We start from the raw sequence: 21,193 nt of genomic DNA, 5'->3' as shown, positions 1-21,193 counted from the left end.
TGGCTGAAGGTGGATAACCTCGGCCAGCGCAGCCTGCCCCCCCCCCCCGCGCCCCGCCCCCCCCCCCCCCCCCCCCCCCCCCCCCGCCCCGCCCCCCCCCCCCCCCCCCCCCCCCCCCCCCCCCCCCCGCCCAGCACACGCGCAAATGAATACCGGCGCTCCCCAAAGCCACCAACTGGTGCCCTACCTCGCGTACCGACTAACCGGCCGTTTCAACCCCAAATTATCCCGCAACGTCTTGCCCTCATACTCCGTCCGAAACAACCCCCGCCTCTGCAACTCAGGCACCACAAAATCCACAAACAACTCCAACCCATCCGGCAAAAACGGCGGCATGATGTTGAACCCATCCGCCCCTCCCTGGGTAAACCACTCCTCCAACAGATCGGCAATCTGCACCGGCGTCCCCACCGCCGTGTGATGCCCCCGCGCCCCGGCAATCTTCAAATACAACTGCCGAATCGTCAGGTTCTCGCGCCGCGCCAGGTCGATAAACAGATGCTGGCGACTCTGCATGGCATTGCTGGTCGGCAACTCCGGCAACGGCCCATCCAGGTCGTATTCCGATAGATCGAAGCCACCCGCCATACCCGCCAACAATCCGAGTCCCACACGCGGTTCCACCAATGCCTGCAACTCGGCGTATTTGTCTTCGGCTTCGCTCTGGGTCAGGCCGATCACTGGCGAGATTCCGGGCATGATTTTCAGCTCATCGGCCGTGCGCCCGTACGCTGGCAATCGGCCTTTGAGGTCGGCATAAAACGCCTGGGCGTTGGCCAGGGTTTGCTGGGCGGTGAACACTACTTCGGCAGTGCGCGCAGCCAGCACTTTGCCAGGTTCGGAGGAGCCGGCCTGAATCAGCACCGGGTAGCCTTGCGGCGAACGCGGAATATTCAGCGGGCCGCGCACTTGGTAGCGCTCGCCCTTGTGGTTGAGGGTGTGCAGTTTTTCCGGGTGGAAGTACACGCCAGCCGCCTTGTCGCGGATAAAGGCGTCGTCGTCCCAGCTGTCCCACAGGCCGGTGGCCACGTCGATAAATTCTTCGGCGCGGGCGTAGCGGTCGTCGTGTTCGAAGTGTTTGTCGCGACCAAAATTCTGCGCTTCCTGGTCCAGCGCCGAGGTCACCAGGTTCCAGCCGGCCCGCCCGCCACTCAGGTGGTCGAGGGAGGCGAATTTGCGCGCCAGCAGGTAGGGCTCGTTGTAGCTGGTGGAGACGGTGGAAATCAGGCCGATATGTTCGGTCACTGTGGCCAGGCCGGAGAGCAGCACCAGCGGGTCGAAGACATCCCCCAGGGCGGTGTATTTGCCCAGCGGGTTGTCGCCGAGCATGGCCAGGTTGTCGGCGAAGAAAATCGCGTCGAATTTGCCGCGCTCAGCGGTCTGCGCCAGGCGCTTGAAGTGGGCGAAGTTCAGCCCACCCTCAGAATAGGAACGTGGGTGACGCCAGGCGGCCAGATGGTGGCCGCTGCCCATTAAAAAGGCACCCAGGGTCATGTGTTTGGCGTGGCTCATGGCGACCTCAGAAGTCATAACGCAGGGTTACGCCGGCCGTGCGTGGCTGGCCGAGGGAGGCGGTGTACAAGCCGTTACCAGCGCTGCCGACGGCCTGGTAATACTCTTTGTCGAAGGCGTTTTTCACCCATAGCGAGGCATCCAGCAGGCCGTCACCGGTTTCAATCCGCACGCCGGTGGCGAAGTTGGTCAGGGAGTAGCCATCGATAGTCGCCAGCTTGGAGTTGTCCAGGGTGCCTTCGGCTTCCGAGCGGTAGCTGTAACTGCCGGTGATGTAGGGTTCGAAGCGATCCACGACGGGGAATTTGTATTCGGCATTGAGGTTGCCGATCCAGCGCGAGGCACCGGCCACGCGTTCGCCGCTCAGGTCGCAACTGGTTCCTGGTGCCTCTGCCGGGCACGGGGCGTCTTTGAAGTCGAGGTAGGTGACGTCGTTAAACGAGCCGTTGGCATTGATGGTCAGGCCACGTACCGGCAGCACCGAGGCTTCGAACTCGACGCCACGGGAGCGCACGGTGCCGGCGTTGGTCAGCAACTGGTAACCGGTGGCCGAGCCTGGCGGCTGGTAGTAGGTGGTGGCCTGGTAGCCATTCACGCCAGTCCAGAAAATGTTGCTGTTGAACTGCAGACGGTCGTTGAACAGCTGGGTCTTGATCCCCAGCTCCGCATCGTTGGCACGCTCCGGGCCGACCAGTAAGGAGTCGGCACCTGCGCTTGGTGCCGAGGCGATGGCCAGGTTCACCCCTCCGGATTTCTCGCCATGGGACAGCGAGGCATAGCCCAACACATCATCGGTAAAGCGGTAGCTCAGGCTGAGCAAGGCTGAAGGCGCGGCGTTGTGCAGACCGATGTCGCCGCTGTCGTAGGCACCCACTTGCGAAGCGCGTACGGCGTAGCCATCGACTACCCCCGGAATCACCACTGCCGCGCCGCCGCCCACTGGAGCAAGGCGTTCAACGCTAGCGGTTTTTTCTTCATAGGTGCCGCGCAGGCCGGCGGTGAAGTCCAGGCGGTTGGTGATATGCCAGGTGCCCTGGCCGAACAGCGCGTAGCTTTCGGTATCCACCTTGCCGTGGGTTTCGCTGTAGATATTGTTCAGCGCATTGAGGTTCATGCCGATCAGGTTGAGGTCGGCCAATGGCCCCAGGTCAGTGAAGATACGGTTGCCCAGGTCCTGCTTGAAGGCATAGGCGCCGACCACGTAATCGAAGTTCTCGCCTTTGGGGGAGGCCAGGCGGATCTCTTGCGAGAACTGGCGGTCGTGCACTTCGTAGCCGTAGTCCTTGAGTACCGGCACATCGAGCTGGTCGGCGTCGTTGGCCGGGTTGAAGTGCCAGTAGCGGTAGGCGCTGATGGAGGTCAGGGTGTAGCCGCCGTCGAGGTTCCAGTTGGCCTCGATGGAGCTGCCGTTCTGGTGCACGCTGACGTTCTGGCGGTCGTCGATATTGCTGCGCCCGACCGTGGGGTTGGCACCGACCAGGGTGGCGCGGTCCCAGAAGGTTTTCCCGGCACCGTAAATTACCGCGCTGCCGCTGGTGGAGTTTTCTTCGTTGTACTCGTTGATCCAGCGCAGGCTGAAATCGTCATTGGGCTTGAACAGCAGTTGACCACGCAGCCCTTCGCGCTCGCCGCCGAGCAATTTGCGGTTGTCGTAGTCGTTGTCGAGGTAGCCGTCTTCACGGGTGCGATAGAACGACAGGCGCCCAGCCAGGGTGTCGTTCAGCGGGCCGGACAGCGAGCCCTTGGTCTGGAAATAGCCGCGCTCGCCACCAGACACCTCGATGGTTTTTTCCGGGGTAAAAGTCGGGCCGCGGGTGGTGATGTTGAGTACCCCAGCCGTGGTGTTCTTACCGAACAGGGTGCCTTGCGGGCCGCGCAGCAATTCCAGCTGCTCCACATCGAGCAGGTCGAACGCAGCCATGCCAGGACGACCGAGGTAGACGTTATCCAGATACACCCCAGCGCTGCCTTCCAGGCCATCGCTGGCCGGGTTGTTGCCGATGCCGCGCACCGCCAGGCTCGACACCCGCGCATGCACATAGGCGACGTTGACGCTCGGTAAAGCCTGCTGCAGATCCTGAATGCGATAGACCCGCTGGGTTTCCAGGTTGGCTCCGGTGAGGGTAGTGATCGGCGTCGGTACCTCTTGCGCGGCCTCTTCACGGCGGCGGGCGGTGACCACCACCGTCTTCAGCTTGGGGGCATCCGGCTCGGCGCTGCTGGTGGCGGCTTCGCTGCTTTCGCCGGTGCCGGCTTCAGCGGCCAGCAAGGTGCCAGGCAGGGCCAGCAACACGGCCAGGGTCAGAGGTTTGAGGGCCGACTGCGGCCAGTAGGGTGAACGGTTCATGCAGGCTCCTTGGGAGAACGGCGCGAGTCCCATGGCGGGCCCGGCATCTCGGTGTTGCAGAGCATGGTAAGGAGCGCAAAACGGCGGCAGCGGGCTTTGGCGGACAAGAGATGGTCCGAAATGGACAAGGTGCTTTTTGCCTTGTGTGGGCGAGCGCGTCGCTTACACGGCCAACGCAAGCGGCGACATTACTATCGTCGGCTTCAAGCGTTGCGGCACCACAGGGGCTGCGCTCTGGGTCAACTCTTCCCGCCGCCATTGCCCCGGAGTGCTGCCGGTCCAGCGGCGAAACGCGCGGTTGAAGCTGCTCGGTTCGTTGAAGCCCAGGCGGTAGCAGATTTCGTTGATCGAGCAGTGCGATTGGCGCAGGTAGGTGATCGCCAGTTGCCGGCGGCTTTCATCCAGCAGGTCTTTGAAGCTGCTGGCGTGTTTATTCAGGTGGCGGTGCAGGTTGCGCACACTCATGCCCAGTTCGTCGGCGACCTTGCTTTGCTGCACTTCGCCAAACGGCAATTGGCGCACGATCACGCTGCGGACCCGCTCGGGCAGATTGCTGCGGCGCTGGCGCTCCAGGTAATCGCTCATCACCGTATCCAGGCCTCGGGCCACATCGCTGTTGCCGGTGCGCAGCGGTGCCAGCAGGGCCGCGTTGTGGTATTCGATGGCGTTCACCGCCGCGTCGAATTGCACCGGGCAGCCGAGGATCTGCTCCCAACGCTGCGCCTGCTCAGGCGTCGCTCGGGTCAGACACACCTGCTTGATCACCCGGATGTCCCGCCAGGTTTGCTGGGTGAACTGCACGGCGCAGGCGATAAAGGCTTCGGTGGCAATGCGCTCCACATCCACACCCTCGGCCACCCCGTATATCAACCGCGTGGTGTGCGGCAGGCGCTGCACCTGCATCACCGCCGAGGTGCTGATCACCGAGGAAAAACGTACCGAGCGCTCCAGCGCTTCGATCAGGGTGTAGCTGTTCTGCATGGCGAAAAACAGGCCATGGAAGTCGGTCGGGTAGCCGCTGCGCGCCACGCGCAAGCCAAAGCACGGGTCGCCACTGACGCGCAGGGCCGCACGCCACAGGGTGGTCATATTGGCCTGGGCGATCCGCTGGTTGGCATCGTGCAAGGTGCTCGCATCGATGCCCGCTTCGCACAGCAGCGGCGCGCTGGCGATGCCTTCAGCTTCCAGAGCGCGAACAATCACCTGGGCCCAGGTGGCGATGGTGTCGATACGGCGCATGGCATCCCTCCCCGGCTACCGGTGCGCTTAACGCGAGGCCTGCGCCGCGCTGGCTTCGTGCTCTTGCAGGGCGGCGTCGAGGAAGGCGGGCTGCGCCCAGTCTTTAACCTGGAAGCCCTTGCGAATCAGCTTTTGCTCCAGGGCCACATTGACGCCGTTCTGCAGGTTGCCGAGAAACTCCTGGTCCAGTTGCGGGTTGAAGATTTTCACAAAGGACTGGGTCCCGGCGTCGGCGTTGAGAATGCTCGCCGGGTAGGTGGACAGTCTGGCCACCAGATCGACATAGGCCTGTTTGTGTTCTTCATTGCGCAGCCAGTTCACCGCAGGCTGCTGCGCTTTGAGCAGACGCTTGACGATATCCGGATGGGCGTCGACAAACTCCCCCGTACCGACCAGAACGGCCTGCAGGCTACCGGCACCATTCAGGTCGGCGGTGCTGATCGGCACTTCGGCCAGGCCGCGGCCTTGCAGGGCGAAGACGCCCGGGCCGGTCCAGGTGGCGTCGATCTGCTTGGCGGCCAGCGCCGCGCCGGCGGCGTTGTAGTCGAGGTTGATGACTTTGAAATCGCGCTCGGTCAGGCCTTTGCTGGCCAGCGCGGCATCGAACGACAACTGGGTGGCGGTGCCACGGAAAATCGCCACGCGTTTGCCCTTGAGGGTTTCCAGCGAGGTGATGCCCGAGCCCGGCAATACGCCGAGGTACTGTTTCACGTCACGCGCGGTGGCGCTGAGCAGACGGGTATCCAGGCCGTTGGCCTTGCCGACGATGGCCGGCAAATCGCCCAGGTAGGCGAGATCAACCTGACCATTGGCCAGCGCCTCGTTCACCGCCGGGCCGGCACCTTTGAAGAAAGTCCATTGCACATCGATGCCATCGGCGGCGAATTCTTTTTCCAGGTCCTGGCGGTCGCGCAATACGTCCACCACACCGGCACCGCTGGGGGTTTTACCGGCGCTGATATCGGGCACCGCAATGCGGATTTGCTTGAGCTCGGCGGCCATTACACCGCTGGCGGCCAGGGCCAGAACCACGGTCAAGGTTGAAGCCGCAGCACGGCGAAACAGCGGGGAAAGGCGCATGGGATAACTCCTGCATCGGGTCTGGGCAGCGGGCTGCCGGAAGCGTGCAGGCAAGGTAACGGCGGATATTTCGAGAATAAAATAATTAAAGCTTGGATTTTTAGCGCTTAAACGAATAAGCAGATGGCACGGGGGTTCCGCCTAAGCGATAAATCCGAGGCATAAAAAATATGCCGGGAAGGTATCAATCCCGAGATCAAAAGCTCGCGGCTAAAGCCCTTCCCACAAACAACCCGCTCGTTGTGGGGGGGCTTTAGCCGCGATGCTTTTGCTTTCGCCGGTAAACAACAACGCCAGCTCGAAGGCTGGCGTTGTTGTTTACCGGCGAAAGGGTTTAGCGCGGGAACACCGGCTGACGCGCGGGCTTCTTACCGCCCTTGCCGCCCTTGCCGCCTTTGCCCTTGCTGGCTTTGGCCGCTTCGTGGCGCGCTTTGGCGTCTTCCTGGTTCTTGGCGAAGGCTGCCGCCTTGGCTTGCTCACGCTTGTCCCACGGGTTGCCACCATCGCTGGCACGCGGTGGCAGGCCGCTGTGCTGGGTAAGGATCTTGGTGGTGGTTTCCTTGGCGACCTTATGGCTACCGGCCGGCGTCGAGTTCTTGCGGCGCGCACTCTGGTAGCTGTCGGTAGCCGGCTGGTGCAGCGGGATCAGCTGGTTCTTGCCCGGGCCGATCAAGTCGCCACGGCCCATGCGCAGCAGCGCTTCACGCAGCATCGGCCAGCCTTTCGGGTCGTGGTAGCGCAGGAAGGCTTTGTGCAGGCGGCGCTGCTCTTCGCTCTTGACGATGGTCACGCCGTCGCTCTTGTAGCTGACTTTGCGCAGCGGGTTCTTGCCCGAGTGGTACATGGCGGTGGCGGTGGCCATGGGCGACGGGTAGAACGCCTGCACCTGGTCGGCGCGGAAGCCGTTGCCTTTGAGCCACAGGGCCAAGTTCATCATGTCTTCGTCGGTGGTGCCCGGGTGCGCGGCGATAAAGTACGGGATCAGGTACTGCTCTTTGCCCGCCTCTTTTGAGTACTTCTCGAACATCCGCTTGAACTTGTCGTAGGAGCCAATGCCCGGCTTCATCATCTGGTTCAGCGGACCTTCCTCGGTGTGCTCCGGGGCGATCTTCAGGTAGCCACCGACGTGGTGGGTAACCAGTTCTTTTACGTATTCAGGCGACTCCACCGCCAGGTCATAACGCAGACCGGAGGCGATCAGAATCTTCTTCACACCCGGCAAGGCGCGGGCGCTGCGGTACAGCTGAATCAGACTGGAGTGGTCGGTGTTCAGGTTCGGGCAGATACCCGGGAACACGCACGACGGCTTGCGGCAGGCGGATTCGATTTCCGGGCTCTTGCAGGCGATGCGGTACATGTTGGCAGTTGGCCCGCCGAGGTCGGAAATCACCCCGGTAAAGCCCGGCACCTTGTCGCGGATCTCTTCGATCTCGCGAATGATCGACTCTTCCGAGCGGTTCTGGATGATGCGGCCTTCGTGCTCGGTGATCGAGCAGAAGGTGCAGCCACCAAAGCAGCCACGCATGATGTTTACCGAAAAACGGATCATGTCGTAGGCGGGGATTTTTTCCTTGCCATAGGCCGGGTGCGGAACGCGCTGGTAAGGCATGCCGAACACGTAGTCCATCTCTTCGGTGGTCATGGGAATGGGTGGCGGGTTGAACCACACATCCACTTCACCATGCTTCTGCACCAGGGCGCGGGCGTTGCCGGGGTTGGTTTCCAGGTGCAGCACGCGGTTGGCGTGGGCGTACAGAACCGGGTCGTTACGGACCTTTTCCAGCGACGGCAGGCGGATCACGGTCTTGTCGCGGGTCATCCGTGGGCTGGCCAGAATCTGCACGACTTTGGCTTCTTCCGGATCGTCTTGCGGGCCCTTTTCCTGCTCGATGGCGCAGGCCTGGGTGTCCTGGGTGTTCACGTACGGGTTGATGATCTTGTCGACCTTGCCCGGCCGGTCGATACGGGTGGAATCCACTTCGTACCAGCCCTGCGGGGTATCACGACGGATAAACGCGGTACCGCGTACGTCGGTGATGTCTTCGATCTTCTGCCCGTAGGACAGACGCTGGGCCACTTCGACAATGGCGCGCTCGGCGTTGCCGTACAGCAGGATATCGGCGCTGGCATCGATCAGAATCGAGTTGCGTACGCGGTCCTGCCAGTAGTCGTAGTGGGCGATGCGACGCAGCGAGGCTTCAATGCCGCCGAGCACGATCGGCACGTTTTTATAGGCTTCTTTGCAGCGCTGGCTGTACACCAGGCTGGCGCGGTCCGGGCGTTTGCCGGCCAGGCCACCGGGGGTGTAGGCGTCGTCGGAGCGAATTTTCTTATCGGCGGTGTAGCGGTTGATCATCGAATCCATATTGCCGGCCGCGACGCCGAAGAACAGGTTCGGCTCGCCGAGCTTCATGAAATCGTCTTTGGACTGCCAGTTCGGCTGGGCAATGATGCCCACGCGAAAACCCTGGGCTTCGAGCAGGCGGCCGATGATCGCCATGCCAAAAGACGGGTGATCCACATAAGCGTCACCCGTAACGATGATGATGTCGCAAGAATCCCAGCCAAGCAGATCCATCTCTTCCCGGCTCATCGGCAGGAAAGGAGCAGGCCCGAAACACTCGGCCCAGTACTTTGGATAATCGAATAACGGCTTGGCTGCTTGCATGGGGGTAACCGTATGGCAGTTGCATGGAAAATCGCGGGCGCGGAATATAGCACAAAAAATGTACAGAGTCCGACTGTGTCAGTCAGCTAATGGCCGATGGATGACGAGAAAAAGTCTCATATGATCCCTGATCACAATCTGATGGCATGGCTATACTCGACGCAGTTTTCATCGCCCGGCCGCAGCGCTTGGCTACAAGGAGTTTTGCGGTGCGGCTGAACATTCTGCAGATGTGCCTGTATGCCTTTCTGGCTGCCTTCTGCAGCCACGCCGCTGCGGCCGCGCCAATCGTTCTGGACAGCACCAGCAGCGGCCTCGCCCTGAACGGGCAGATCGAGTTGCTGGAAGACGTCGGTGCCACGCTGAAAGTCGCCGATCTGGCTGACCCGGCCGTGCAACAGCGCTTCGTGCCGGCCAACGGCAAGGCCAGCGTCGGCCAGAGTCGCAACCCCTGGTGGATCAAAGTCAGCCTGCAGCGGCGCAGCGATGCCCCGCAGCACTGGTGGCTGGAAGTCGGCTCGGTCACCCAACTGAACATGCAGCTGTACCTGCCCGGCCCGCACACCAGCTGGCAACAACGCCAGGGCGGCGAAGTGGTGAATTTCGCCGACGGCCGCGACCACCCCTATCGCCGCAGCCTGTTCAAACTGCCGGAACTGGGCGACGAACCGCTGACCTTCTACCTGCGTACCTACGACCCGGCCGGTAACTCCTTTCCCCTCAAGGTCTGGCAACTGGACGACCTCAGTCAATTGGCCGCCACCGAGAACATCGGCCTGGGGGTGATCTACGGCATCATCACCGCCCTGTTGCTGTACAACCTGTTTATCTTTTTCAGCCTGCGCGACTCGGCTTACATCTGGTACGTGCTGGCTACCTGCGGTGCCCTGCTGTTTATCGTCAGCATGACCGGCCACGGCTTCCAGTACCTGTGGCCGGAGCATCCGGTGCCGGTATGGCTGGACCGCATCGTCCTGCCCTCGCTCTGGGGCTTGTTCGCCTCACGTTTTACCCAGACCCTGATGCAGACCCGCCGATACGTGCGCTGGGCCCATCACCTGCTGAACCTGGCCTGCGTGATGTATATCGTGGCGATCGCCATCGACTTCTTCGGCGACCGCGGCACGGCGGCCTGGATCATCGCCATGCTGTCGTTCACCAGCATTCCGGCGGCGATGGGTGCGGCCTTTATCCGCTGGCGACAGAACTACTTTCCGGCGCTTTTGTACCTTTGCGGTTACGGCCTGATTCTCGGCAGCACCGGCCTGTTGCTGCTGCGCACCACCGGTGTGGTGCAACCGGCGGGCTGGAATGCCTACGTGTTCCCGCTGGCGGTGGCGGCAGAGTCGATTCTGTTCTCCTTCGCCCTCGCCTATCGCATCCAGACCCTCAAGCAGGATCGCGCTACCGCGATGCAACAGGCCGACCGGGAAAAAACCGCCAGGCTCTCGCAGATTCAAACCAGTGCCGACGAACTCAAGCGCGCGGTGGAATTGCGCACTGCCGAACTGGCCCTCGCCAACCAACAGCTGCGCGAGCGTGAGCAGGCCCTGCAACACGCGGCCTTTCATGATCCGCTGACCGATCTGCCCAACCGTCGCTACCTGATCGAGCGGGTGGAAACCGCCCTGGCCGATGCCAGCCGCCGTCAGGAATCGGTGGCCCTGCTGCTGGTCGATCTCGACCACTTCAAACCGATCAACGACCGCCACGGCCACGATGCCGGCGACCTGATGCTGCGCACCATCGGCCAACGCCTGCGCGAGCATGTGCGCAGCAACGATATGGTCGCGCGCCTGGGGGGCGATGAATTTGCCATTGTCATTTTCGGCCCGGAAGCCGAGCAGCACGCCCAGGAAATCGCCGTGCGCCTGCTTACCGAACTGGCGCGCCCGGTGCTTTACGGGGCCAATAACCTGGCTGTGACCATCAGCATTGGCGCGGCGCTGTTTCCGCAACACGCCAAGCAGTTTTCCGGGCTGTACAAGGCCGCGGACGAAGCGCTGTACCAAGCCAAGAGCCAGGGCCGCTCCGGCTGCATCATGCGCGGCAAGGATGGCGCGTTGAGCCAGGAGCAGTGCCTGTTCCTGGATGTGCTGCAGGTGCCGACGGGGTTGGTCTAACCCAAGGAAATCGATACTCCCGTAGGACCGTCGATCAAGCTTGGTAGATACGCGGTACGCGGCCGGTCACTTTGGTCAGCAACTCGTAGCCAATGCTGCCGCAACGCTGGGCCAGCTCATCCACGGGCAGCTGCGCACCCCACAGCTCTACCGCATCGCCTAGTTGCGCGCCGGGCACGTCGGTGAGGTCAACGCTGAGCATATCCATCGACACCCTGCCCGCCAGCGGTACGCGTTGGCCACGCACCACCACTTCGGTGCCCGCCGGCGCGTGGCGCGGATAGCCATCGGCGTAACCGCAACTTACCGTGCCCACCAACGATGGCCGCTGCGCGACCCAGCTGGCGCCATAGCCAACGCTTTCACCCACCGGCACTTCGCGCAGGGCGATCACCTGGGCCGTCAGGCTCATCACCGGGCGCAGGCCCAGATCCTTGGCGCTCAGCTCGGCAAAGGGCGTGGCACCGTAGAGCATGATGCCGGGGCGCTGCCAGTCCATATGGGCGGCGGGGATGGTCAGCAAAGCCGCCGAGTTGGCCAGCGAGCGCTGGTCGAACTCCAGGTCCAGCAGGCTAAGAAACTGCTCCACCTGCTGCTCGTTCAATTCATGCCCGCGCTCATCGGCACAGGCGAAATGGCCCAGCAGATTCAGCTCGGCGACGTTCGCCGCACCGGCCAGACGGCCATGCCACTGGCGCAGTTCTGCGGCAGAAAAGCCCAGGCGGTGCATGCCACTGTCGAGCTTCAACCAGACATTCAGCGGCTGCGCCAAGCCTGCTGACAACAACGCTTCGGCTTGCGCCGCGCCATGCACCGCGACATCCAGATTGAGCGCCGCCGCTTGCAGGTATTCGCCGGCCTCGAAGCAGCCTTCCAACAACAGCACCCGCGCCTCGGCATTCACCTCACGCACCGCCTGCGCCTCTTCCAGGCAGCACACGGCAAAACCATCGGCGTCGCCCAGCGCCGCCACCACATCCCGCAGGCCGTGGCCGTAGGCATTGGCCTTGACCACGGCAAAGGCCTGGCGACCCGGCGCACAGCGGTGGGCGACGGCGTAGTTATGGCGCAGGGCAGCCAGATCGATGGTAGCGACTAGAGGGCGCATGGCGAACTCGACAGCGAGGAAAAAAGGACCGGCAGTTTAGCCCAGCACGCCGCAGAAATATCTTTGCAGACTACTGACAGAAGGCTGTCAGTAGCGCCCTCGTAGAGTGGCCCTCAGCAGCTCGGTACGGCGCACCGCCAACCGCCTGCAACCCCGACCACTACGCCAAGGAATGAATGCTATGAACGCCGTGAACTGGTTCGAACTCTTTGTCAGCGACTTCGATCGCGCCCACACCTTCTACCAGCGCGCGCTGGATGTGCAACTACCTATCATCGACGGCCCGGCCTCGCGCATGGGCATCTTCCCCGGCGAAGAGAACGGCGGCGTCGGCGGCTGCATCAGCGCCATGGCCGGCATGCATCCAGGCACTGGTGGCACCCGGGTGTACCTCAATGTCGAGGGCAAACTGGACGCCGTGCTCGACCGCGTGCCCAACGCCGGCGGCATCATTGTGCAGCCGCGCACCGAGATCGCGCCGCACGGTTTTATCGCCTTGATTAAAGACAGTGAAGGCAATAGCGTGGGGCTCCACAGCGTGTCCTGAGCGGTTAAAAGCATCGCGGCTGAAGCCGCTCCTACGGACAGTGAAGTCCGTAGGAGCGGCTTCAGCCGCGATAGCCGCAACACCATCTAGAGATAAGCCATGAGACGCGCCGACCGCCTGTTCCAGATCGTGCAGTTCCTGCGCAGCCGCCGGCTGACCACGGCGCAGTGGCTGGCGGAGCGTTTGCAGGTGTCGGTGCGCACCATCTACCGGGATATTCAGGATCTGTCGCTGTCCGGCGTACCGCTGGAGGGCGAAGCCGGCGTCGGTTATGTGCTGCGCCAGCCCATGGACCTGCCACCGCTGATGTTCGAACGGGAAGAAATCGAAGCGCTGATGATCGGTGCCAAGATGGTCAAGGCCTGGGCCGATCCGGCGCTACAGCATGCCGCCGAGTCAGCGTTGGCGAAGATCCATGGCGTGTTGCCGGTGGACCTGCGCAGCGAACTCAACCGCCACAACCTGTTTGCCCCCGAATCCAACCTCTATCCCGTGCACTGGCTCGGCCAGCTACGCCTGGCGATCCGTCAGCAACGCAAGCTGCAGCTGAGCTACAAAGACCAAAAAGGCCAGAGCAGCGAGCGCTGCATCTGGCCTTTGGGGCTGTTCTTCTGGGGGCAGACCTGGACGCTGTGCAGCTGGTGCGAACTACGCGGCGACTTCCGCAATTTCCGTATCGACCGCCTGGATACGTTGACCGATACCGACGAGCACTTCGAGTGTGCCGACGGCCAGCGCCTGGAAGACTATCTGGCGCCCTATGTGGACGCCGATTTCATTTCGCCGCACTACAAGGTGTAGTGGGCCGCGCTACTCATCATCATCAAAGTTATAACTACCCGGCGCGAGATTCTCGAAACGGGTGTATTTGCCGAGAAACGCCAACCGAACAAAACCGATCGGGCCGTTCCGCTGTTTGCCGAGGATGATTTCCGCCACGCCTTTGTGTTCGGTGTCGGGGTGATACACCTCGTCGCGGTAGACGAACATGATCACGTCGGCGTCCTGCTCGATGGCGCCGGATTCACGCAAGTCGGAGTTCACCGGGCGCTTGTTGGGGCGCTGTTCGAGGGAGCGGTTGAGCTGCGACAGCGCCACTACCGGACAGTTGAATTCCTTGGCCAGGGCTTTCAACGAGCGGGAGATTTCGGAAATCTCGTTGGTACGGTTGTCACCACTGGAGCCCGGAATCTGCATCAGCTGCAGGTAGTCGATCATGATCAAGGCGATATCGCCGTGCTCGCGCACCAGACGACGGGTACGCGCGCGCATTTCCGAGGGGCTGATACCGGCGGTGTCGTCGATAAACAGCTTGCGGTCGTTGAGCAGATTCACCGCCGAGGTCAGGCGCGGCCAGTCGTCGTCGTCGAGCTGACCGGAACGCACCTTGGTCTGGTCGATACGGCCCAGCGACGACAGCATACGCATCATCAGCGACTCACCGGGCATCTCCAGCGAGTACACCAGCACCACCTTGTCGCTGCGCAGCACCGCGTTCTCCACCAGGTTCATGGCGAAGGTGGTCTTGCCCATGGACGGACGGCCGGCGACGATGATCAGGTCGGAGGGCTGCAGGCCGCTGGTCTTGTCGTCGAGATCGGTAAAGCCGGTGGATAGGCCGGTGATGCCTTCGCCAGTGTTGAACAGCTCGTCGATACGGTCGATGGCTTTGGTCAGCAGCGCGTTGACGCCCACCGGGCCGCCGGTCTTCGGCCGCGCTTCGGCGATCTGAAAGATCTGCCGTTCGGCTTCATCGAGAATCTCGGCGGCCTGCCGGCCCTGCGGATTGAAGGCGCTGTCGGCGATCTCGCTGCTGATGCCGATCAACTGGCGCAGGGTGGCACGCTCACGAACGATCTGCGCATAGGCCTTGATGTTGGCCACCGACGGGGTGTTTTTCGCCAGCTCACCGAGGTAGGCCAGGCCGCCGGTCTGCGAGGTCTGACCTTCCTTGTCGAGCTGCTCGGAGAGGGTCACCACGTCGAATGGCGAGTTGTGGTCGGCCAGTTTGGCGATGGCACGGAAGATCAAACGGTGGTCATGACGATAGAAGTCGCCGTCCGAGACCTGGTCCAGCACCCGCTCCCAGGCGTTGTTGTCGAGCATCAAGCCACCGAGCACGGCCTGTTCGGCCTCGATGGAATGGGGCGGGACCTTTAACGCCGCGGTTTGCAGGTCGAACTGTTCGGGATCGGAAATATCGTTCATGGCCACATGGAATCAGGAGTGCAAAACAGGGAATACAGAAAGACAAAGGGCACGATCTGCGAGTGCAGATCGTGCCCGATGTAAACCGCTGACACCAGAGGTGCCGGGCGATTGGTATTGCTTAAGCAGCTACCACGACAACACGGACGGTAGCTTCAACGTCGGAGTGCAGGTGCACAGCTACGTCGAATTCGCCCACGTGACGGATGGTACCGTTCGGCAGACGCACTTCAGCTTTAGCCACTTCAACGCCGGAGGCGGTCAGGGCGTCAGCGATGTCGTGAGTACCGATGGAACCGAACAGCTTGCCTTCATCACCGGCGGTGGCAGTGATGGTCACTTCCAGCTCAGCCAGTTGAGCAGCACGAGCTTCAGCCGAAGCTTTCTTCTCGGCAGCCAGTTTTTCCAGCTCTGCGCGACGCTCTTCGAACGCAGCAACGTTCGCAGCGGTAGCGGCAGTGGCTTTGCCTTGCGGCAGCAGGAAGTTACGGCCGTAACCAGCCTTAACGTTCACTTTGTCGCCCAGGTTGCCCAGGTTGGCGATTTTTTCCAGCAGGATGACTTCCATTTGGGTCTTACCTCTTAACTTTTAACCTTCACCGTTCGCGGGGCCGGCACCGTTGCGTGCGTGGCGTCCGCGAAAATCAATCAGACTGTCGACAATGGCCAAGGCCACCAGTAACGGATAAATCAGCTGCATAAACAGCAGCAGGCCTATGTACACACCGACCAGCCAGAACTTGCCCAGTCGCCCCACAAAGACCAGCCCGTGCAACAAGGCCAATCCTGCAAACGCCAGCGGTACGCTGCACAGCGGGGTCAGCATGGCCAATTGCGGCCCGATGTTCGGGCCTAGCAGCATGCAAACCAGCAGCACCATCGCCAACGCTGGCGGCAGTCGCAAGGCGCGAAACTCGAGCCCGAAACCACCAGGGTTGTACAGCGCAGCCTGCCAATAACGCCCAAGAATCAGACATAGCAGACTGACGATTTGCAGCACCGACGCCAGCAATCCAGTCAGTACCGGTACCAGCAAGGCATCCAGTCGCGCACGTTCTTCCACCGGCATTTGCTGATGGAGCTCCCCGAGGGCCTGCGGCAGGAGTTTCTGCAACTCCAGCGCTACCGCTTCAAGGAATTCACGATATTGCGAACCCAAGACCAAGCCGTACACCAGGCCCAAAGCCACGCTACACAACAGCACCCGGCTCCACGACCCACCAGCGCGCAACACCAACGCCAGCCCCAGTGAGCCCAGCAACACCAACAAGGTGCGCGGTTCACCGAGATACCACCAGACCAAAGCCGGCAGCAGAGCCCAAACCAGAACGCCAGCAGCGTCCTTCAGACCACGCCGCAGGAGCACCAGGCAACCTGCAGCAGCACTTAACCAGAACAGCAGCGGCAATGCCGCACTACCTACCACCACGAGAGTGGCTTGCATGCGACCGCGCATGATGAACTCAGCAACTGCGCGCATGCGATCTATCCTTTACTACGTATCGACCTTCCGGTCTCAGCGGCCGTGGCTGTCGGTGTAGGCGAGCAGGGCCAGGAAGCGGGCGCGCTTGATAGCGGTAGCCAGCTGACGCTGATAACGAGCCTTGGTACCGGTGATACGGCTTGGAACGATTTTGCCGGTTTCAGAAACGTAGGCTTTCAGAGTGTTGAGATCTTTGTAATCGATCTCCTTCACGTCTTCAGCGGTGAAACGGCAGAATTTACGACGACGGAAGAAACGTGCCATGAGATTGGCTCCTCAATAGATCCGTGGATTACTCGTCAGCGTTGTCGCTGTCGCTGTTGTCGCTGTCATCGCTGTCGCCATCGATGGAATCGGCTTCAGGACGGTCACGACGCTCGCGGCGCTCGCTGCGGTTTTCTTCAGCCTTGAGCATCTCGGACTGGCCGGTAACGGCTTCGTCACGACGGATGACCAGGTTACGGATCACGGCATCGTTGTAGCGGAAGTTGTCTTCCAGCTCAGCCAGGGCTTTGCCGGTGCACTCAACGTTCAGCATCACGTAGTGAGCCTTGTGAACATTGTTGATTGCATAGGCCAGTTGACGACGGCCCCAGTCTTCCAGGCGGTGAATTTTGCCGCCGTCTTCTTCGATCAGCTTGGTGTAACGCTCAACCATGCCGCCGACTTGCTCGCTCTGGTCCGGGTGAACCAGAAAGATGATTTCGTAATGACGCATAAATGCTCCTTACGGGTTGTAGCCTGCCGCCAGGGCGGTCAGACAAGGAGTGAATGACACTGTTTAGCTCACCGGACATCAGCGCACGAAAGCGCCTGCCGTCACGGCAAGGGGCGCAATTGTAGAGAAGGGGGCTGGGGGGCGCAAGGCAATTGGTGATTATTTGAACAGCTTGGCAGCAGCGCAGGATGGACGTGTAGGAGCAGCTTTAGCCGCGATGCTCTTTATGCGGCAAAGCATCGCGGCTAAAGCTGCTCCTACAGGTTATTTCTTGGCCTTGGCCTTCACGCTGCGCTGACGCAGTGCTTCGAACAGGCACACGCCGGTGGCTACCGAGACGTTGAGGCTGCTGACGCTGCCGGCCATCGGCAGGCGCACCAGGTAGTCACAGTGATCGCGGGTGAGGCGACGCATGCCCTTGCCTTCGGCGCCCATGATCAGGATGGTCGGCCCGGTCAGGTCCTGGTCGTACAGCTCCTGCTCGGCTTCACCGGCAGTGCCGACAACCCACAGGCCACGCTGCTGGAGTTTCTCCAGAGTGCGCGCCAGGTTGGTCACGGCCACCAGGGGAATCACCTCGGCCGCACCGCAGGCCACTTTGCGTACAGTGGGGTTAAGGGTGGCGGACTTGTCTTTCGGCACGATCACCGCCAGCGCACCGGCCGCATCGGCGGTACGCAGGCAGGCACCAAGGTTGTGCGGATCGGTCACGCCGTCGAGCACCAGCAGCAGCGGGTGGCCTTCGGAGCGGTCGAGCAGCTCGTCGAGCATCGCCTCGCCCCACACCTGGCTCGGGCTGACTTCAGCCACCACGCCCTGGTGTACGCCTTCAACCCAGACGTCCATCTCACGACGCTCGGCTTGGCCGACGGCAACACGGGACTGCGCCGCCAGATCGAGCAACACCTGCACACGGGGATCGTTGCGGCCTTCAGCCAGCCAGATCTGTTTGACCCGCTTGGGGTGGTGACGCAACAAGGCTTCTACGGCATGCACGCCGTAGATCTTTTCCAACTGACTCATGCTTTACCCTTTGGCTTGCGCGCCCCGCCACTTTTGCTCGGTGCTGCCGGGCCAGCTTTCGGCGGGCCCTTGCGATGGCTGCTGGGCTTGCTGCTTTTGCTGGCAGTGCCAGCCTTGCCCTTGCTTTTCGCTTCGGCCAGCAAAGCGCTTTTCACTTCGCGGCTGCGCTTGACGTCGGTGCTGCCGGTTGCCGCTGGGGCACGCCCGCCAGCGGCATTGGCTTTCTCTGCGCGCTCACGAGCGCCGCCCTTGGTGGCCGAGGTGGGCGCACGGCCTTTACGGCCAATCGGCGCATCGATGGTGGCTTGCGCCAGCTCGAAGTCGATTTTGCGTTCATCGAGGTCCACGCGCATGACTTTGACGTCGATGCTGTCGCCCAGGCGGAAGCTGCGACCGGTGCGCTCGCCCGCCAGGCGATGATGAACCGGATCGAAGTGGTAGTAATCACCCGGCAAGGCGGTGACGTGCACCAGACCTTCGACATAGATGTCTTTGAGCTCGACGAACAGACCAAAACCGGTCACTGCGGTGATCACGCCCGGGAAGCTTTCGCCCACGCGGTCTTTCATAAACTCGCACTTGAGCCAGTTCACCACGTCGCGGGTGGCTTCGTCGGCACGGCGCTCGGACATCGAGCACTGCTCGCCCAATTGCTCCAGCGCTGCTTCGTCGTACGGATAAATGCGGGCTTTGGGGATGATCACCGCGCCGGCACGTTTGACGTGCGGAGTGTCGATCTTCGAGCGGATAACGCTGCGAATGGCGCGGTGGGTCAGCAGGTCCGGGTAACGACGGATCGGCGAGGTGAAGTGGGTGTACGCCTCGTAATTCAGGCCGAAGTGGCCCTGGTTATCGGCGCTGTACACCGCCTGGCTAAGGGAACGCAGCATCACAGTCTGGATGAGGTGGTAATCCGGGCGCTCGCGGATATTTTCCAGGAGGGCCTGATAGTCCTTGGGCGACGGGCCCTCTTTGGACTTGCCGCGCTGCAGCGACAGACCCAGCTCACCGAGGAATGCCTTGAGTTTTTCCAGACGCTCCGGCGGCGGGCCATCGTGCACGCGGTACAGCGCAGGAATTTCGTGCTTCTTGAGGAATTCGGCGGTGGCCACGTTGGCGGCCAGCATGCACTCCTCGATCAGCTTGTGCGCGTCGTTGCGCGTGGTCGGACGGATCTCGGCGATCTTGCGGCCAGAACCAAAGATGATGCGGGTTTCCTGGGTTTCGAAGTCGATCGCGCCACGCTCATGGCGGGCCGCCAGCAGCACCTGGTACAGCGAATACAGCTGTTTGAGGTGCGGCACAACGTCAGCGTATTCGCCGCGCAGCGCCTTGGCCTCGGCGCTCTTCGGTTGCTCAAGGATGGTGCTGACTTTGTTGTAGGTCAGGCGCGCATGGGAGTGAATGACCGCTTCGTAGAACTGGTAGTCGGTCATCTTGCCGGTCTTGGAGATGCTCATCTCACAGACCATGGCCAGACGATCGACGTGCGGGTTCAGCGAGCACAGGCCGTTGGACAGCTCCTCGGGGAGCATCGGCACCACGCGCTCGGGGAAGTACACCGAGTTGCCGCGCACTTGAGATTCGTCGTCCAGGGCCGAGCCGATTTTCACGTACGAAGAAACGTCAGCGATGGCGACATAGAGCTTCCAGCCGCCAGAGAACAGGCCCCACTTGCTACCGTTCTTTTCGCAGAACACCGCATCGTCGAAGTCACGGGCGTCTTCACCATCGATGGTGACGAAGGGCAGATGGCGCAGATCGACGCGTTTTTCCTTGTCCTTCTCTTCCACTTCCGGCTTGAGCTTGGCGGCTTCTTTGAGCACGGCCTCGGGCCAGACGTGGGGAATGTCGTAGCTGCGCAGCGCCACGTCGATTTCCATGCCCGGTGCCATGTAGTTGCCAACCACTTCAACGACGTCACCCTGCGGCTGGAAGCGCGGCGTTGGCCAGTGGGTGATTTTCACCTCGACGAACTGCCCCTGCTTGGCGTTGGCGTTGCGGCCCGGGGTGACCAGTACTTCCTGCTGAATCTTCGGGTTATCCGCTACAACGAAGCCGATGCCACTTTCTTCGTAGTAGCGACCGACGATGGACTCGTGGGCGCGGGAAATCACTTCCACTACCGCGCCTTCACGACGGCCACGACGATCCAGACCGGTGACGCGCGCCAAGGCACGGTCGCCATCGAACACCAGACGCATCTGCGCTGGGCTCAGGAAAAGATCGTCGCTTTTGTCATCTGGAATCAGAAAACCGAAACCATCACGGTGACCGCTGATGCGCCCGAGGATCAGGTCGAGCTTGTCGACCGGCGCATAGGTGCCACGGCGGGTGTAGATCAACTGGCCATCGCGCTCCATCGCGCGCAGGCGACGACGCAAGGCTTCAAGCTGCTCGTCAGTGGTGAGACCGAACTCTTCCACCAACTGCTCGCGGTTGGCCGGCGAACCGCGATCAGCTAGATGCTGAAGAATCAGCTCACGACTTGGGATGGGGTTTTCGTATTTTTCCGCTTCACGGGCGGCCTCGGGATCGAGGGATTGCCAATCGGCCATTAGAGAGGGTTCGCCTTATCTATATAGAGAAGTAAGTGTCTTGCGCCTATTGAAGCGCGAAAACGCTATCTTGGTCTGCTCAAGTGAACGAATAAAGTTTTTTTTCACATCAGGGGTTTACAACCCTCAACTCGGTCCGTATATTTCGCGCCCACAACGACGGCAAACGTTGTTGTAGTTGAAAGTAGTTGAGCAATCAATGAACTCAACGCCCAGGTGGCGGAATTGGTAGACGCACTAGGTTCAGGTCCTAGCGATGGCAACATCGTGGAAGTTCGAGTCTTCTCCTGGGCACCAATTCAGACTGAGGTACTACCAACCTCAGCAACAAAGAGACCGGCTTAGGCCGGTTTTTTTGTGCCTGCAATTTACCGTAAGTCGTTTAGATTCAGGGGTTTACAAGCTTCCATCGGGGCCGTATATTCCGCGCCCACAACGACGCTAAACGTTGTTGTAGTTGAAAGTAGATGAGTAATCAGCGAAATCAACGCCCAGGTGGCGGAATTGGTAGACGCACTAGGTTCAGGTCCTAGCGATGGCAACATCGTGGAAGTTCGAGTCTTCTCCTGGGCACCAATT

At 61.5% G+C, this 21,193-nt stretch carries 16 protein-coding genes and 2 tRNA genes; 5 read left to right on the top strand and 13 right to left on the bottom strand.

The features are described from left to right. Positions 1-183: 183 nt before the first annotated feature. From ACVW0Y_RS23715 to ACVW0Y_RS23695, 5 genes are all read right to left on the bottom strand, one after another. On the bottom strand, positions 184-1,512 hold the full coding sequence (locus tag ACVW0Y_RS23715) for an LLM class flavin-dependent oxidoreductase (protein ID WP_457441829.1): 1,329 nt from the start codon (positions 1,510-1,512) through the stop codon (positions 184-186). A 7-nt stretch (positions 1,513-1,519) separates the two neighbouring features. Continuing rightward, on the bottom strand, positions 1,520-3,859 hold the full coding sequence (locus tag ACVW0Y_RS23710) for a TonB-dependent receptor (protein WP_457441827.1): 2,340 nt from the start codon (positions 3,857-3,859) through the stop codon (positions 1,520-1,522). Between the two features lie 162 nt (positions 3,860-4,021). Further along, positions 4,022-5,098, bottom strand: a complete 1,077-nt coding sequence (locus ACVW0Y_RS23705) for an AraC family transcriptional regulator (RefSeq protein WP_457441825.1) — start codon at positions 5,096-5,098, stop codon at positions 4,022-4,024. Positions 5,099-5,125: 27 nt separating this feature from the next. Beyond that, a complete protein-coding gene (locus tag ACVW0Y_RS23700) occupies positions 5,126-6,178 on the bottom strand; it encodes an ABC transporter substrate-binding protein (RefSeq protein WP_457441823.1) in 1,053 nt (350 codons plus the stop codon). A gap of 334 nt (positions 6,179-6,512) precedes the next feature. Next, positions 6,513-8,846, bottom strand: coding sequence for a YgiQ family radical SAM protein (locus ACVW0Y_RS23695; protein ID WP_457441821.1), 2,334 nt, complete (start codon positions 8,844-8,846; stop codon positions 6,513-6,515). A gap of 230 nt (positions 8,847-9,076) precedes the next feature. On the opposite strand from ACVW0Y_RS23695, the gene ACVW0Y_RS23690 reads away from it, so the two are divergent. Next, on the top strand, positions 9,077-10,969 hold the full coding sequence (locus ACVW0Y_RS23690) for a diguanylate cyclase domain-containing protein (RefSeq protein ID WP_457441831.1): 1,893 nt from the start codon (positions 9,077-9,079) through the stop codon (positions 10,967-10,969). A 34-nt stretch (positions 10,970-11,003) separates the two neighbouring features. Here the strand turns inward: ACVW0Y_RS23690 and alr are convergent, their stop codons facing one another. After that, the gene (alr, locus tag ACVW0Y_RS23685) at positions 11,004-12,077 is read right to left on the bottom strand and encodes an alanine racemase (protein WP_457441820.1); all 1,074 of its coding nucleotides are present in this window, start codon (positions 12,075-12,077) and stop codon (positions 11,004-11,006) included. A gap of 181 nt (positions 12,078-12,258) precedes the next feature. Here alr and ACVW0Y_RS23680 point away from each other — a divergent pair, with 181 nt between their 5' ends. Next, the gene (locus ACVW0Y_RS23680; RefSeq protein WP_457441818.1) at positions 12,259-12,624 is read left to right on the top strand and encodes a VOC family protein; all 366 of its coding nucleotides are present in this window, start codon (positions 12,259-12,261) and stop codon (positions 12,622-12,624) included. 99 nt (positions 12,625-12,723) lie between these two features. Continuing rightward, complete coding sequence (locus tag ACVW0Y_RS23675) at positions 12,724-13,425, top strand: helix-turn-helix transcriptional regulator (protein WP_457441816.1); 702 nt, start codon at positions 12,724-12,726, stop codon at positions 13,423-13,425. A 9-nt stretch (positions 13,426-13,434) separates the two neighbouring features. Here ACVW0Y_RS23675 and dnaB read toward each other — a convergent pair whose 3' ends face one another. From dnaB to rnr, 7 genes are all read right to left on the bottom strand, one after another. Then, positions 13,435-14,832: a replicative DNA helicase gene (gene dnaB, locus ACVW0Y_RS23670; protein ID WP_457441814.1), complete on the bottom strand. Its 1,398-nt coding sequence runs from the start codon at positions 14,830-14,832 to the stop codon at positions 13,435-13,437. A 121-nt stretch (positions 14,833-14,953) separates the two neighbouring features. Continuing rightward, positions 14,954-15,400, bottom strand: coding sequence for a 50S ribosomal protein L9 (gene rplI / locus ACVW0Y_RS23665; RefSeq protein ID WP_108097884.1), 447 nt, complete (start codon positions 15,398-15,400; stop codon positions 14,954-14,956). Positions 15,401-15,421: 21 nt separating this feature from the next. Then, on the bottom strand, positions 15,422-16,312 hold the full coding sequence (locus ACVW0Y_RS23660) for a hypothetical protein (protein WP_457441812.1): 891 nt from the start codon (positions 16,310-16,312) through the stop codon (positions 15,422-15,424). Positions 16,313-16,348: 36 nt separating this feature from the next. Next, a complete protein-coding gene (rpsR, locus tag ACVW0Y_RS23655; protein WP_002551829.1) occupies positions 16,349-16,579 on the bottom strand; it encodes a 30S ribosomal protein S18 in 231 nt (76 codons plus the stop codon). A gap of 28 nt (positions 16,580-16,607) precedes the next feature. Beyond that, on the bottom strand, positions 16,608-17,033 hold the full coding sequence (rpsF, locus tag ACVW0Y_RS23650; RefSeq protein WP_108097886.1) for a 30S ribosomal protein S6: 426 nt from the start codon (positions 17,031-17,033) through the stop codon (positions 16,608-16,610). A gap of 264 nt (positions 17,034-17,297) precedes the next feature. Beyond that, a complete protein-coding gene (gene rlmB / locus ACVW0Y_RS23645; protein ID WP_457441810.1) occupies positions 17,298-18,056 on the bottom strand; it encodes a 23S rRNA (guanosine(2251)-2'-O)-methyltransferase RlmB in 759 nt (252 codons plus the stop codon). After that, entirely contained in the window at positions 18,053-20,614 is a 2,562-nt protein-coding gene (rnr, locus tag ACVW0Y_RS23640) for a ribonuclease R (protein ID WP_457441808.1), read from the bottom strand. The genes rlmB and rnr overlap by 4 nt, the downstream gene beginning before the upstream one ends. A gap of 210 nt (positions 20,615-20,824) precedes the next feature. On the opposite strand from rnr, the gene ACVW0Y_RS23635 reads away from it, so the two are divergent. Next, positions 20,825-20,911: transfer RNA gene (locus tag ACVW0Y_RS23635), tRNA-Leu, on the top strand. A gap of 192 nt (positions 20,912-21,103) precedes the next feature. After that, positions 21,104-21,190: transfer RNA gene (locus ACVW0Y_RS23630), tRNA-Leu, on the top strand. Positions 21,191-21,193: the final 3 nt, after the last annotated feature.

The organism is Pseudomonas sp. TE3786 (genome assembly GCF_054057335.1).
This window is presented reverse-complemented; position numbering and strand designations above follow the sequence as displayed.

What these genes read in the sequence shown, in the direction of transcription:
- rnr (WP_457441808.1), bottom strand. Translation starts at nt 20,614, where the DNA reads ATGGCCGATTGGCAATCCCTCGATCCCGAGGCCGCCCGTGAAGCGGAA.
- rpsF (WP_108097886.1), bottom strand. Translation starts at nt 17,033, where the DNA reads ATGCGTCATTACGAAATCATCTTTCTGGTTCACCCGGACCAGAGCGAG.
- ACVW0Y_RS23675 (WP_457441816.1), top strand. Translation starts at nt 12,724, where the DNA reads ATGAGACGCGCCGACCGCCTGTTCCAGATCGTGCAGTTCCTGCGCAGC.
- ACVW0Y_RS23680 (WP_457441818.1), top strand. Translation starts at nt 12,259, where the DNA reads ATGAACGCCGTGAACTGGTTCGAACTCTTTGTCAGCGACTTCGATCGC.
- rlmB (WP_457441810.1), bottom strand. Translation starts at nt 18,056, where the DNA reads ATGAGTCAGTTGGAAAAGATCTACGGCGTGCATGCCGTAGAAGCCTTG.
- ACVW0Y_RS23690 (WP_457441831.1), top strand. Translation starts at nt 9,077, where the DNA reads ATGTGCCTGTATGCCTTTCTGGCTGCCTTCTGCAGCCACGCCGCTGCG.
- ACVW0Y_RS23705 (WP_457441825.1), bottom strand. Translation starts at nt 5,098, where the DNA reads ATGCGCCGTATCGACACCATCGCCACCTGGGCCCAGGTGATTGTTCGC.
- ACVW0Y_RS23715 (WP_457441829.1), bottom strand. Translation starts at nt 1,512, where the DNA reads ATGAGCCACGCCAAACACATGACCCTGGGTGCCTTTTTAATGGGCAGC.
- ACVW0Y_RS23660 (WP_457441812.1), bottom strand. Translation starts at nt 16,312, where the DNA reads ATGCGCGCAGTTGCTGAGTTCATCATGCGCGGTCGCATGCAAGCCACT.
- ACVW0Y_RS23700 (WP_457441823.1), bottom strand. Translation starts at nt 6,178, where the DNA reads ATGCGCCTTTCCCCGCTGTTTCGCCGTGCTGCGGCTTCAACCTTGACC.
- alr (WP_457441820.1), bottom strand. Translation starts at nt 12,077, where the DNA reads ATGCGCCCTCTAGTCGCTACCATCGATCTGGCTGCCCTGCGCCATAAC.
- ACVW0Y_RS23695 (WP_457441821.1), bottom strand. Translation starts at nt 8,846, where the DNA reads ATGCAAGCAGCCAAGCCGTTATTCGATTATCCAAAGTACTGGGCCGAG.
- ACVW0Y_RS23710 (WP_457441827.1), bottom strand. Translation starts at nt 3,859, where the DNA reads ATGAACCGTTCACCCTACTGGCCGCAGTCGGCCCTCAAACCTCTGACC.
- rplI (WP_108097884.1), bottom strand. Translation starts at nt 15,400, where the DNA reads ATGGAAGTCATCCTGCTGGAAAAAATCGCCAACCTGGGCAACCTGGGC.
- dnaB (WP_457441814.1), bottom strand. Translation starts at nt 14,832, where the DNA reads ATGAACGATATTTCCGATCCCGAACAGTTCGACCTGCAAACCGCGGCG.
- rpsR (WP_002551829.1), bottom strand. Translation starts at nt 16,579, where the DNA reads ATGGCACGTTTCTTCCGTCGTCGTAAATTCTGCCGTTTCACCGCTGAA.